Origin of the sequence: Chryseobacterium sp. B21-037, assembly GCF_028570785.1 — a bacterium.
Lineage (GTDB): Bacteria > Bacteroidota > Bacteroidia > Flavobacteriales > Weeksellaceae > Chryseobacterium > Chryseobacterium proteolyticum.
In genome coordinates this window covers 1,866,772-1,880,630 of sequence record NZ_JALGCB010000001.1, presented here as the reverse complement: position 1 = coordinate 1,880,630, position 13,859 = coordinate 1,866,772, and the positions used below count along the sequence as shown (strand labels likewise).

The 13,859-nt window shown below is 36.4% G+C and carries 13 protein-coding genes; 3 read left to right on the top strand and 10 right to left on the bottom strand.

Annotated features, from left to right (window positions below):
• Window position 1 precedes the first annotated feature (1 nt).
• The 5 genes from MTQ00_RS08360 to MTQ00_RS08340 all read right to left on the bottom strand — a co-directional run bounded on the left by MTQ00_RS08360 (window position 2) and on the right by MTQ00_RS08340 (window position 6,382).
• A complete protein-coding gene (locus MTQ00_RS08360; protein WP_273648430.1) occupies window positions 2–328 on the bottom strand; it encodes a hypothetical protein in 327 nt (108 codons plus the stop codon).
• 348 nt (window positions 329–676) lie between these two features.
• The gene (locus tag MTQ00_RS08355; RefSeq protein ID WP_273648429.1) at window positions 677–2,083 is read right to left on the bottom strand and encodes an MFS transporter; all 1,407 of its coding nucleotides are present in this window, start codon (window positions 2,081–2,083) and stop codon (window positions 677–679) included.
• Window positions 2,080–2,730, bottom strand: coding sequence for a uridine kinase family protein (locus MTQ00_RS08350; RefSeq protein ID WP_273648428.1), 651 nt, complete (start codon window positions 2,728–2,730; stop codon window positions 2,080–2,082). The genes MTQ00_RS08355 and MTQ00_RS08350 overlap by 4 nt, the downstream gene beginning before the upstream one ends.
• Before the next feature lie 44 nt (window positions 2,731–2,774).
• Window positions 2,775–3,896 carry a glycoside hydrolase 100 family protein gene (locus MTQ00_RS08345; RefSeq protein WP_273648427.1) on the bottom strand — a complete coding sequence of 374 codons (1,122 nt, stop codon included), beginning with the start codon at window positions 3,894–3,896 and terminating at the stop codon, window positions 2,775–2,777.
• Between the two features lie 62 nt (window positions 3,897–3,958).
• Entirely contained in the window at window positions 3,959–6,382 is a 2,424-nt protein-coding gene (locus MTQ00_RS08340; protein WP_273648426.1) for a TonB-dependent receptor, read from the bottom strand.
• A 244-nt stretch (window positions 6,383–6,626) separates the two neighbouring features.
• Here MTQ00_RS08340 and MTQ00_RS08335 point away from each other — a divergent pair, with 244 nt between their 5' ends.
• Complete coding sequence (locus MTQ00_RS08335; RefSeq protein ID WP_273648425.1) at window positions 6,627–7,556, top strand: LacI family DNA-binding transcriptional regulator; 930 nt, start codon at window positions 6,627–6,629, stop codon at window positions 7,554–7,556.
• 146 nt (window positions 7,557–7,702) lie between these two features.
• Here MTQ00_RS08335 and MTQ00_RS08330 read toward each other — a convergent pair whose 3' ends face one another.
• The 5 genes from MTQ00_RS08330 to MTQ00_RS08310 form a co-directional block, all read right to left on the bottom strand.
• Entirely contained in the window at window positions 7,703–8,053 is a 351-nt protein-coding gene (locus MTQ00_RS08330; RefSeq protein ID WP_273648424.1) for a hypothetical protein, read from the bottom strand.
• 75 nt (window positions 8,054–8,128) lie between these two features.
• Window positions 8,129–10,081: a hypothetical protein gene (locus tag MTQ00_RS08325; protein ID WP_273648423.1), complete on the bottom strand. Its 1,953-nt coding sequence runs from the start codon at window positions 10,079–10,081 to the stop codon at window positions 8,129–8,131.
• Between the two features lie 183 nt (window positions 10,082–10,264).
• Window positions 10,265–10,441, bottom strand: a complete 177-nt coding sequence (locus MTQ00_RS08320) for a DUF3606 domain-containing protein (protein ID WP_273648422.1) — start codon at window positions 10,439–10,441, stop codon at window positions 10,265–10,267.
• Window positions 10,442–10,572: 131 nt separating this feature from the next.
• On the bottom strand, window positions 10,573–10,974 hold the full coding sequence (locus tag MTQ00_RS08315) for a hypothetical protein (protein ID WP_273648421.1): 402 nt from the start codon (window positions 10,972–10,974) through the stop codon (window positions 10,573–10,575).
• 120 nt (window positions 10,975–11,094) lie between these two features.
• Window positions 11,095–11,328 carry a helix-turn-helix domain-containing protein gene (locus MTQ00_RS08310; RefSeq protein ID WP_273648420.1) on the bottom strand — a complete coding sequence of 78 codons (234 nt, stop codon included), beginning with the start codon at window positions 11,326–11,328 and terminating at the stop codon, window positions 11,095–11,097.
• A 91-nt stretch (window positions 11,329–11,419) separates the two neighbouring features.
• On the opposite strand from MTQ00_RS08310, the gene MTQ00_RS08305 reads away from it, so the two are divergent.
• Entirely contained in the window at window positions 11,420–11,965 is a 546-nt protein-coding gene (locus MTQ00_RS08305) for a hypothetical protein (RefSeq protein ID WP_273648419.1), read from the top strand.
• Window positions 11,966–12,225: 260 nt separating this feature from the next.
• Window positions 12,226–13,854, top strand: a complete 1,629-nt coding sequence (locus tag MTQ00_RS08300) for a T9SS type A sorting domain-containing protein (RefSeq protein ID WP_273648418.1) — start codon at window positions 12,226–12,228, stop codon at window positions 13,852–13,854.
• Window positions 13,855–13,859: the final 5 nt, after the last annotated feature.

Sequence of the window (13,859 nt, the reverse complement as noted above, 5' to 3'; positions counted from 1 at the left end):
ATCAGGAGAGAACGGGAGGAGCCCTGGAAGAGAAAAAATCAAGGAGACAACGGTATGATACGGCCTTTGGCTGAGGTATTTCGTTATCATTTGAATCGTTTATAGCAAAATTTAGATTCTGAATTTCCGGAAGAAGACTTGTATTCATCTGCAAATGGAGTGCACATTGGCAGTCGTCCTGGGAAACTGTAGGGGCTTTTTCCTTTTTAGAATCATCTTTGGTGACAATCTTGGTTGTTACATGTTTCGCATGTTCAAGACATATGCTTATTCCACTGACGTTCGAAAGAAAGATCAGTAACAGAGAAAAGGTAAAAAAGATTTTCAATGTTTTTTGCATAAGAAGCGGTAAAAGTAAGGATAAAATTTTATAAAATGAAACTTTGTTGCAATATTGAATGTTGCCAGCCTGGAAATAACAAGCAAAACATAAACTCTATGTTCGAGTAGTTGCTTGTTGGATATAGGAAAAGACCTTCTTATAGCAGTATTAAATGCTATAGGGGATAATAGTTTGAAGAAGGGAAAGCGCAAAACCGTAGAGTAGAGCTTGTGAAAAAATAATATAAATGCTGCAATATCGGAGAATTGTAGCTATTTGGCTTAAAAAAATCCCAGCTTTCGTTGGGATTTTTTTATTGAAGTTTTATTAAAGAATAATTCTTATCATCCGGTATTATTCGCTTTTAGGAATATCAGGTTTAATAAAAAAAACACATGCGCCGGCAGTCAGAAATAATATTCCGGAGACCATAATGGCTGAAGAAGGATTACTATTCAGAAAGAAATTAAAAATAGTTCCGAAAGACAGGGTCTGAATCAGCATGGGAATAACGATCATCATATTGATAACGCCCATGTAGATTCCCCTTTTCCGGTGAGGGATAGAAGGGGAAACGATGGAGTAGGGCAATCCCATCATGGAAGCCCATCCAATTCCAAGAGCCACCATTGGGACAAGAATAGCATATTCATTCCTGATAAAAGGTAGCGTCATTATTCCCAATCCTGTAAGGAATAAGCAGAAAATATAGGTGTTTTTTGAGCTGAATTTTTTAGCAAAAGGTACCAGGAGCAATGCGGAAATCATGGTCACAATATTATAAGAGCCATTCATAAGTCCCGTTTGTCCCACCGCTACTTCTACCTGATGCAATATGTTTTTTGCCCAAGTCAGGTCGGATGCTGCAATGGGTATTCCGCTTTTATTGCTTTCCAGAAGATGATGGGCTTTCATTTCATCAGCTTCGGAAACTCCGTACAGTGACCATTGCAGCATGGGCGTGATAAACTGCCAGTACACAAAAAGGGCATACCACTGGAAAAGGTACACCAGGGCCAGTTGCCAGAGAACTTTTGGCATTTCTCTGATGGCAATGATTATTTCTATAAAAGGAGTAAAAAACGTGCTGCTTTCTTTGGCTTTTTTTATGTCCTTAAGCTCATCTTCGGTGGGCGGAATCTCCGGTGTCTTATACACAGACCAGGCTACCGATGCAATGGAGCAGAAGGAACCTAAGAAAAACGAATAGTAAACCCAGACAGGAATACCGCCGTTCGTAGAATTTCCTGCGAGATATTTCTGAAAAACAAACAGTGAAAGATTTGCCAGGGTAATACCCGCCCCTACAAACAGGCTCTGCATCTGGAAGCCGAATGTCTGCTGGTCTTCAGGGAGTTTATCACCAATAAAAGCTCGGTAAGGCTCCATAGCTGTATTATTCGCCGCATCCAGGATCCATAACAAACCTGCTGCCATCCAGATGGTAGAACTGAAAGGGAATAAAAATAGAGCAATGCTGCAAAATAGAGCACCGAGCAAAAAGAATGGCTTTCTTCGTCCCCACTTAGGACTCCAGGTCTTATCGCTGATGGCTCCTATCAGAGGCTGTATCAGTAACCCTGTGATAGGCCCGGCCAGATTCAGGATAGGAAGCTGCTCAGCATGGGCACCCAAAAAAGAATAAATAGGATTTACGGCCGTCTGCTGAAGTCCGAAACTGTACTGAATACCAAAAAATCCAACATTCATGTTCCAGATCTGCCAGAAGCTCAGATGGGGAATGATTCTTTTTGCTTTCATAAACCGGTATTTAAAAGTTCATAGTTTTTCCCCAGAATAAGATCTGCTTTATTTTTAAAATTTCTGATAATCTGATGTTCTATTTCCAATACTTTTTCTATAAAATCACTTTGTTCATCCCGGTTACGGTTCATCCGGTTTCTGTAAGTATCCTTATAATCTCTGTCTATGAAAATTTTAAAATCAAAAGCTTCAATTTCCAGGACGTAAGTGCCTTCTGCAATAATAATACTATATTCTGATGTATCCATTATTTCATTGCTTATAGTGTTCTCACCGTAGTTCACCAAAGGTTTTTCCATTTCCGGATCTCCATTTTTAAAGTCCCTTATATTTTGAGAAAGTGTATCGAGATCAACCTCATGTATGCCTACGTTGTCCAGAGATTTCAGACGGTTTTCGTGATTTGTTTTCGGTGGGAGTTTAAAGTAATCATCCATTTGCAGAACGATGCTCTTCAGGTTTTCCTGTTCCAGGATCTTCTGAACGGCAAAAGCTGTTACGGACTTTCCGCTTCCGCTTTCTCCTGCAATTCCTATCGCTATTTTCTGGTCTTTATGTAAAGTGAAACGTTTTTTCAGTATTTCTGTGATCTCTCTGGCGGTGGCCAGGTGTTTTTCTTTCAGTTCGATAATATCTCCAATCATTTTTTTAATTTTTTGAACCTATCTTGGTTATTTGAAACAATGCTTTACAGCGACATGAAAAGATATCCGGATGCAGAAAAACAAAGCTGCCCGGTTCCCAGTGGCAAGAGCTTGTCTGTTGAATAATATTCTCTGAAATGCTCACCCTTTTCATGCATTAATGTTTCGTATTCCGTCATAATTTTTTCAGGAATCTCCCTGATTCCCTTTTTCTTAAGACCCAGGCACAGCCATCCTAAAAATATAGGCCACGATCCTCCGTTATGAAAATGGTAGGGTTGGTTTTTAAAGCTGTAACTGTAGTTGTTTTCCAATAAACGCCAATCGTCATCTCCAGGAAAAATAACCGGGTAAAAGACAGGAAGCATCCAGTGCTTAAACTCATCACGGATACCCTTTAGGAATTCTGAAAAAGCCTTTATATCCATTTCAAAATCTAAAAGTAGAGCCAGTGCATTCCCGGCCAGATCAAACCGTTCGTCGTATCCGTTTGCATTCAATGACGCCCAGAAGTAGGATTTTGCTGAAGCTTTTGCGTAGGCTGTTTCATGATACCTGGTTACATTGGAATCATTTTTATAAAAATTCTGCTGAATGAGATTTTTTGTGTTTTCCGATATTGCTTTTAATTCGGGATCATTATAAACTTCTGAGGTGTTTTTCAATGCCCAGTATCTCAGTACATTATCATACAGTGTATATCCTGATGTCACATATTCATCTGCCCAGTTTCCTCCAAGGGGGCTGTAGACCAAACCTCTTTGATTGTATTCCCAGGTCTTAAGGCATGAAAGCGCCTGATATATCTTCTCTTTCAGGCTGCTTTTAAGCGTGTCATCTGATGTTGTTTTAAGGTATTCACAGGTCGTAACAATCCACCATGCCGTAGCATCCGTTCTTCCTACATGTGTTCCGTAACTCGCTTTGCCATTCACCACATTGGAAGGAATCTGTCCGTTTTCTGCCTGATGTTCGGCTAAGGTGAGAATAGATCTTTTAAGCCCGGAAATGATCTGCTCATCATGGATTAAAATTCCGGCATATCCTGTCATCATCGAATCCCTTGACCATACTCTTGCATAATTATCTTTTTGCTGTGCTGAGGCCAGAATACCCTCTTTTGTAATGGCTTTTCTGATGATCTCAATGGCTTCCTGTTTAAACATATTTTTTATTTTTTTTAAATACAGAGCGGATTAAAAAAAATCGTTCCGTCTATAAACAACTATTAAAAATCAAATTTCACACTTGCACTGTAGCTGCTTCCCGGAAGTGTTCTTGCTCTTACGATTCCATTTCCGCCTGCGATGGATCCTTCTTCGGCCTCCGTAACTGCAATGGCGTTAAAGATATTATTAGCATTCACGTTTACTGAAAGGTTTTTCATAATCTGATAAGAAATGTAAGGATTTACAATAGCATATCCCGGCATCACCAGCTTATTGGAATCCTGGGTGTATGCTTTTGTGGTTCCGATCAGATAAAACCCGACATTCACTTTACCCATATTGAAATTCGGGTTTACGGAATACATCAGCTTTGGGGTTCTTCTCGGCGTGTTCCCAATAATAGAAGGGTCAAGTGCATTTTTGATCTCAGCGTGGGTATAAGTAAGCCCTGCTTTTACTTCAAAACTTTTTGTAATTCTGTAATATCCATCCAGCTCTACTCCCAGAGACTGGTATTTATTTTCTGTTTTCCTCTGGGTGGTTGCTTCGTAATTCGCTTCTTTTGTTCCGGCGTAGAAAAGTGTGGTATTCAGGAAATATCCCGCTCCTCTCAGTTTGTATCCCGCTTCTATCTGGTTAACTTTATTTACTTTTACAGCATCCAGTGCAGGATCGTCATTATTAGTATAATTATATCCTGAAAACAGGATTCTGTCTGCAGAAGCACTTCCACCCTGGCTTACTCTTGCAAATACAGCATTTTTATTGTTGAGTGCATAATTGGCGCCTACCGAATATCCGAAAATGCCATATCTGTAGTTGACCGGAACATTAATGTTATCATTGGATCCCACCATTTGTTCAGGAATATCAATGACGCCGTTTCCATTCATATCAAGGCTGGTATAGGTAACGGTGGCGCCTGAAAAAGTTCCCGTTACTTTTCCGATATCGTATCTTGCTCCGGCATCTATCGTCAGCTGATCTGTTGCATTGATTTCAATCTGGGCATGGGGTGCGGTGATATCATATTTGGTATTGTAATCCCTCTTCAGGTTTCCCCAGTCTTTCATTCCGTAATTCAGTAAACCATGGTCTGTGATCAATGCTCCGGACGTATCTTTTACATCAACCAACCGGGCATTGCTGTCATTGACTTCCTGAATGTAATTGTTCCACATCCAGGACATATTGATGTTTTGTGTCGATTTATATAAGCCTGCATTCAATTTTAATCTGTCCCATTTCTTGTTGATATTCAGGTCATTCACGAAGTTGTTGAAGTTGTTCAGCTTTACATTAAAAAGGGCCAGCTTCATATAATTGGCATTCATATCTACCGGAGTATTCGTCCCTGCATACACAGCACTTCCGAAATTGGTGAAATTAGCAGCAGTAAAGAAATCACTGCCTTTGCTTACACTGGCTGGAAAAGGGGCAATAAACTGTCCGCTGTTGGCTGCATAACGAATTTTTTCTTCCAGCTTCCAGCCTTCTCCAAGGTCATAATTAAACTCTGCCCCGATCACCTTTGAAAGGGAATGCATTCCATCCGAAACATCGCTGTTAAAAATATTTCCGTCATTTCCTAAGGTTCTGTCGTGTTGCAGATTGATGGTTTGTAAAGCACCTGTGAGAATATTGTAATTCGGCAGGGAAGACCATTTAGGATCTCCGTCGGTTCCTGTAACGCCTACCGGCATCGGCATATAAGCGGCTGTTCTGTCATCCAGGAGCTTTGCATATATTCTGAAGCTTCCTTTATCAAACTTTTTCAGTAAAGAAAGTCTGAACTGTCCGCCGTTATTGGAATTAAATCCGGTTTTTCTCGGTCCGTCCGATATCCTGTAAAACCCTCCTACTGCGATATAGGTATTTTCCGCTATGGATGTTCCGTAATCGAAATCTGTTCTGTAGTTTTTATAGTTAAGACCAATCTGCTGCGTAATGCTTCCACCTTCTTTTTCTCCTGTTTTTGTAATAAAATTGATGATCCCTGCCGGAGAATTGCTGGCAAAAACAGAAGCAGATCCACCTCGTAAGGCTTCTACTCTGGAAACAAAAGAATCAAATCGGGTAAACTGGTCCTGCGTTCCGAAAGCAATGTCTCCAAACTGCATCACCGGTAAACCGTCTTCCTGGATCAGAAGGTATCTTGAACCTCCAGCCGAAACCGGAACTCCTCTTACCGTAATATTGGAATTTCCTTCTCCACCGGATGATTCCGAACGGATCCCAGGAATAGTACGGAAAATTTCCGCAGTTGTTCTTGGAGCAGCATTTTCTATATCTTTCATTTTTAATGTGGATATAGAAGTACTGGTTTTAATGGAAGCTTTAGGATTGGAATTTCCTGTGATCACCACTTCATCAATGGCCTTACTTTTTACAATCGTATCATTTTCTGTACTTTGGGAAAACATGAATGCAGCTGTATTCATCGTACCCAAAATAAGCAGTCTGGTAAAAATTTTTGATTCCATATCGTTTCGGAGTTTTTTTGTTATGATCCAAAAGTATTTTTTTTACCCTATGTAAAATGAGCTTTATCCCGTATGTTAAATGATAATTAAATTCAAACGTTTGCGCAATCGTTTGCGGTGGATAACTTATTTGAATTTTAACTTTTTAATAACATTTTTATGGTTAAAATTAACGTTTTTTTAACTTAGATTTGCTCCGAAAACAGTCCTGAATTAACCCAAAAATGGTCTCAATTAACTTATAATGAAAAGAGTCACAATAAAAGACATTGCCGAAATGCTGAACATTAGTGTATCTACAGTATCCCGGGCACTGAAGGATCATCCTGATATCAGCAATGCCGTAAAGCTTAAAGTAAAAGAGGCCGCAGAGACTTTTAATTACATCCCTAATGATTTCGCCATCAACTTCCGGAAGAAATCATCGAAAGTGATCGGGCTTATCATTCCTGAAATGTCAATGTTCTTTATTCCTTCTATTATTAAAGGAATATCTTCTGTGCTGCACAGAGAGGGGTACCATTTCTTTCTGCTCTCCTCGGAAGAGTCTTTGATGAGGGAAAAGGAAAATATTATAACCTGCATCAACTCCAGGGTAGACGGAATCCTGATTTCTCTTACGCGATATACGAAAGATCTTTCCCACCTGCAAAAAGCCAGAGACATTGAGCTTCCCGTTGTTATTTTTGATAAAACGATCTCGCAAAATCATTTCGATGAAATTATTTTCGATAATGGACTGAATGCCGGAATGGCTGCCGAAAAACTGATAGAAAGCCAATGTGAAAGCATATTGGCCGTTTTTGGGGATGAAAACCTGGAAATAACACAGACCAGAAGAGATTTCTTTCTTGAAAAACTAAAAGACAATCCGGATATACAGTGCAAAGTAATTTACTGTAAATCTGCCGATGAGGTAAAAGACAAGCTCAGTACCATTCTGGAGTATGAACATTTTGACGGCTATTTTGCCATGAGTGACGAAACTCTTGCAGGATTGCACAGTTCATTAGTTAAAAATAAATTACAGGCCTCTGCAGTAAAGGTAATTGCTATTACGGAAGGTATCCTTCCCAAGTATCTTGATGATTCTTATGAATGTATTATTAATGATGGATATAGCATGGGAACAATGGCAGCATCAAAAATTTTGGAGATAATAAAGGGGAGTTGAATTGGGAGTGTAAATGTTTTTTACTTACTGTAATTTTAATAAAAAGAAACGGTATTGAAGAATGGATTTTCAGCTGGGTGAAGTCTCCTGACTTTGAATTGGTAAACAATAAATTTACTTCAAAGTTAGGAGACTCGAAAGTGAAATTAAAATAAGCTCAGTTGTTCAAATTTTGACAAGTATTTAGGATTTGTTGTGAGATACCAGGCTTTAACTCCTGTTTCCTCGCATTCCTTTTTTTCTACTTCCCACAGCTTCCCTGCTTTTTCTAGATGTCTTTTGTACCTACAAATATTCTTTTGAGGAATGCCTGTTGCTGTAGCTGTCATTGAAGCTGTTGCGATATTGTTTTGTAAATATTGAAATATTATTTTCAATTGATTTTCAAAATATAAATGCTGGTTACTCTTTTGATAAAATAAAACTTTTGGATTATCAAATTCTTTAGTTAGTCGCATTTCTGTTTTTTGGAAATGCTTAAATTTTAATGTTTTCATTGTACAAAGTATTTATTGTTTTATACTTTGCAATATTATAGGGGGCATTTAAGGGCAACAATATGGGCGTACTCCCTATTTTAATTCTTCATAGTCCCTTATTACTTTTTCTTTATGTTTAAAGGCTGTGTAACGTGTTTTGTTTTCGTTTGAACTTTTCAAAAGGCTATTAACATTACCTTTAATCGCTCTTCCTTCCTTATCACTATTAAACCATTTGGAAACTTCGATATGTAATCTATATTTAGTTTTAAAGTGGTTTCTCTCTAAATAGGTGAAATAATCTAAATAATCAAGCATAGCGACTACATAAGGTAATTTACTGTCACTTATCAATTGAACTAAAATATTCTGACTTTTTTCCGAAAGCTCTCTCAATTTTTCAAGTTCAAAAAAACCGTATTTATATAAGATGTCGTTCAAAATTTGCACTTTTGTTTTTAATTGTTCATCTTGTTTTGAATTGTAGTTTCTATCAAGATCTCTTTTCTTTAATCCTTCTAAAGTTTTTAAATGTATGTCTATATCAACTATTGACTTTTTATGAAACTCTTGTAATTCGTTGAACTTATTTTCAATAATAGAGCTACCTACACCTTCAATCGCACATCCTTTATCTATTTTCGAATTTAATGCAGTGGTAAAAATACTTTTTATCTGATTAAATTGGCGCTCTAATAAATCATATTCAGAGGTGTGCAATGGTTTCTTTGTCGCCGATAACATTTTTGAAACTAAATCTAAGAGTTGTTCTTCTTCATTTTTTAAATTCTTTTCATATCTCCGATAAATCGACTGGTTATGTATTTCACATTTCTTTTTCCGTGTATCCCAATCATCATCAATATTAAAATCATGAGGTGTAGAAAAATAACCAATGGTCTGCATGTTTTTTTTAAGGTAAATTTCTCTTTTTTCTTCTAACCATCCTTTATAAAGAAAGTACTTTGCATAGGTCAGTAAAGAATTGTTTTTTTGCCCATAGTTAAAGTATGTATAATAGCTATAGTATGGTAAATTAGCATTTTCATAATACCTATTTGCTAGTCGCAAGTATTCTAAATAATCTGATACATCTTTATTTTCAAAAGCGTCTAGAGTTGACAATTTATTTGCTTCTTCTATGAATTTGTATATGGGCTTTAGCTCATCTTCGATTATTTTTATATTTATGTTATTTCCATATTTCTGTGAAAAAATTTCTTTTAGATATTCAAATCTTTTCTGGGCATCATATTTTTTTAATCTCTCAATTGCTTCCTGTCTGTCTTTAGGTTCTGGAAGTTGAGAATATTCGTCATTGCTTTTTATTCCGATTTGTTTACCAAATGGAATTCTTTCAGTATCTTCTTTTGTTAGTTCTTTAAAAACTCTTTTCGAATGTTCATATTTCTGTGATTCTGACAAATTTTCAAATTCAATCGATTTTAATTTATTAATAGCATTTTGAATACCTTCTGTATCTAGGCTTTCAATAATAATTTTATGTCTATTAATCTGTATTTCTTTACTTTTCGCTATCTTCATTTTGTCATCTAAAGATAGGAATGGTTTAAAACAGTCAAATAAAGTTTCGTTAAAATCTTTAACCAAATCATAGGGTAAAAAATTATCTAAACTTAATTGTAGATTTTCAAAGATTGATATATACTTTTGTTTTGCTTCTAGGATTAATTGGACGTCTTCTTTATTATACTTTTGAGTTTCAACGAGTATTATTAATTCACCAATATTATAAAAGTGGTTATTGCCAATATTATTTAAATCGGTTATTTCTAGCTCATTTATTTTTGCATTAATTATATTTTTACATTCTTTACGAAAAATGTTGATAAGTTTATCTCCCTTTTCTACTATTGCTTCCCTTTCAAATTTGTGTTTATAGTCTATCTTAGGGTTTAAATCATTATATTCTCTTCTTAAATCAGCAATTTCATTGAGTAAAGACTTTTGTCTGTTGAAATTTTCAATATTTGAATATAAAAAATCGATAAAACAAAATATATGTTTAACCTTTTCTGTTATCATTTTCTTAGTTTTTACTGTTCAAATTTATCTAAAATATTATTTGCAATTAATTAAATATGTCAAATAGTGAATAATTAAGTACTTTAAATACCAAAATTAATTTACTGCCTTTTTAAAATAATAAATCCTAACTCTCGTTAGGATTTATTACTAAAATAAAATTTTTCAATAGGAAAATTTTCATTACTTTCCAAGATACTTTTGAACTGCAGCAGCAGAAACTCCAACTGCCTTAACAGCATTTTTCAATTGGTCTTTGGTAGTACCAAACTTTTTTGACCAATATTCTAGCTCCCAAGTCTCGTTCACATTCACTTTTGTTGCATCTTGTGGTCTTTTTTTACTTAAATCATCGCTCATAATAAATAATTTTGGGGTTAATGAGACCCAAAGGTAAATTGACATTAAGTCATATCCTTACGGATTTCCGTAAAAATAATAATCCCAACTTTCGTCAGTGTTTTCAGTTTTATTTTATTGAATATGATTTATTATCTTCTTCTCGGGGCACTTCTGGTATGTGGACTTACATAAGTTCCGTCTTTTCTTGTATAGCCTTTTACATGCACTGTTCCTCCGCTGCTTGTGTTAGGAGTGTAATTGTAGGAAGGAGTGGATGTATTGTAGCTTCTAGCCGATGTATAAGTGCTATAAGAAGTATAACTTGGATTATAGGCCAAGCCGTAATAATTTCCCCATTTTATTTTTTTGTAATTCTTCTTGTTTGCTTTATTGGAGATATAGACTTGAGTGTCCTTGGGGATTGTTGTTAAAAGATTTTCGGTATTGCTGCTAGCATATACACTGGTATCTTCAGTTAATAATACCGTATAGTAATTTGTACAAGACACCATTGACAATAGAATTATCAAAAAGAAAGTGATTTTTTTCATGGATTTATTATTTAGTTATAATTAAAATTATTTACTGTTTTATAGTACAAACTTATTTTATTATTTCTTTTGAATATTACGGTTTTCCGTAAAGTAAAAAATCCCAACTTTCGTCAGGATTCATTCATTTATAAGTTTAAAGAAATCGGATAAACTAAGTTTTCTTGCTTCACATATCCTGAAAAGAGTTTCAACAGGCACTCTGTAGGCTTCTTTACTTTTTATTTTTCTAATGGTACTTTCTTCTACACCATGATTTTTGGCAAAAGAAGTTTGTGACTTGCCTTCTTGAAGCCAAGGTATCAACCATTTTTTTGTAATGTATGAACAAATTTTTTCGTTTATATCTGTCATAGAAACAAATGAAATAATTTAATAATAAAAAATCACGGTCGATCGAACGTAATTGAATTTCTTTCATTACATTTATAAAAAAATACAAACAATGAAAAAGATAAAAGCACATTTCGATCCACAGTTTCGGGCAGACAAGAAGTCTTCCGGATTGCAGCTAATGGAAAATTTCTTTCAGTTCAATGAGCTGGATGTTTCCAAAGAAAGGCTCAGCAACTTGATGAATTATGCTGTAAAGAGAAATAGCTGGATCCATGAAGATCCGGCGGTCATCTTTGAGTTTTACCAGTCGATGAGGTCACTGATCCGGGCAGGTTATCTCATGATGCTGAAGGAAAGGAAATGGATGGTTGATACCCGGCCGGAAAAGATTTCCCCGTGGGTTCTTGGCCTGCTTTCGGAGAAGGAATACCGGAATCCGCTGCTGGTTTTCAAAACAGCATTCAGGGAATACACCCCAAAAGAATTTGATTATTTTATGTCCGGAATCGTCTATTTCTCAATGGGTGTCTATGAAAATCTACCGGAAAGGAATATCGTGATGCCATATATCCATACGGTTAAAATGCTGGATGCGGCACACCTTATCCTTGAAAGAAGGAGAGAAAAGAAAATGGCGGGTACAAATTCAGGATAAGAGGACTATGCTAAACTTCTGAAAATATCATTTGAGTATTTTCTTGATTATTTACATTTCAAAATTTAATGCGTCAATTTCTGTCGTTATACAGCAATACCTTTGCAGTATGCTAATCGTAACATTTTGTAAATGAATAATCAACATGATGTAATTCATATTAAATCTTTTTAAAGTGAAATTAACAAGTCATAAAAAGCGTTAAATTTGCACGCTTTTATATCAGACGGAATTCAACTAAAAAATATATACCATAAAGGATGAAAAAACTCTACTTCAGTGTACTTTCTATGTGCATTATTTCCGGGCTATCGGCCCAGGAAGTGGTTTGGCAAAAAGATATTAAATCTTCTACCCAGGATTTTCTGAGCCAGGTAACCACAACAATCGATCAGCAGTATTTGATAACAGGAAGTGTTATACAGTCAGGAAACCAGAAGAAGGATACTGGAAGCAATACCCAGCAAAATAATGGCTATGACTTTCATTTGGTGAAACTGAACCAACAGGGAGACCAGGTTTGGGAAAAATATTTCTCCGGAAATAATCATGATTATTTGTCTTCTACCGTAGCTACCCAGGAAGGAGGATTTTTAATTTCAGGAACCTCATATTCCGGAAAGGGAATAGATAAAAAAGATGACTCCAAAGGAGGGTCAGATATCTGGCTCATTAGAATTAATGAATTTGGAGATGAATTGTGGCAGAAGACCTTGGGAACAAGTGCTGATGAAGAAGCCAGGGCAGTTATCCAAACCACAGATTTAGGATTTGTTGTAGCCGGAAATGTTCAGAATGCATCCAAAGGTTACGGTTCAAAAGATATCCTGGTGATCAGACTCGATAAAAACGGAAAAGAACTCTCACAACTTATTTTAGGGGGAAGAGGATTAGACGAAGTGGAAAAGATGATACCCACAAGAGACGGTGGAGCACTTCTGGGAATCTATTCAAGAAGCTCTGAGTTTCGTGTTTCCGATTCCGGAAATCAAAACTCAGCTACAGGAACCTCAGATTCCGTATCCCGTTACGCAAAAAACACTGAAAACTTTGGCGAAGGAGATTACTGGATCATAAAACTAAACAAAGAAGGAAAGGTAGAATGGGAAAAGAACCTGGGAGGAAAAGGAGATGATCATCTAAGAACACTGGCTTTAACGTCAAACGGTTATATCATCGGAGGAGAATCCAGAAGTGAGAGATCCGGAAACAAAACAGTAGGAATAGAAGAAGGAACAGATTTGTGGCTGGTTTCTTTAAATGAAAGAGGAGATGAACAGTGGCAGAAGTCCTACAACTTCAAAAACAGGGATGTTTTGATGGGTATGAGTGTGATACAGAGCCAGGAATCAAGAGCCAGGAATCAAGAGGCTACTAAAGGAATTTTATTGGGTGGATATACTCAGGCAGAAGGAAAAATAGATAGAGACGATGAAACATTCTGGATGCTGTATCTGGACCATAATGGAAATGAACAGTGGAGAAAGCATGTAAGAGGAGAATCCAGAAAGAGAGAGGAAAGGTTATCAGATATTAAGCTGAACAGAGATGGTTCCATCATTTTAGCAGGAACCAGTGCAGAAGAATTAGGGAAGGAGAACTGGAAGATTGTGAAGCTGGGAGACAAGCAACTGGATCAGTTGATTGAAAAACAAGACATCAAGATCTATCCGAATCCGGTATCAGATTATGCTTATGTAGAAATAGGCTTTGATTTCAGGGAAGCTGATATTACTTTGTATGATATGGGCGGAAGACAGCTTCAGAATCTAAAAACCAAGAATAAGGTAACGAAGATTAATGCACAGCCGTTGATACAAGGTGCTTATCTGGTGGTGATCAAGACGGATACGAATAAAACGGCTAATGCTAAATTGATTAAGAAATAAACTAA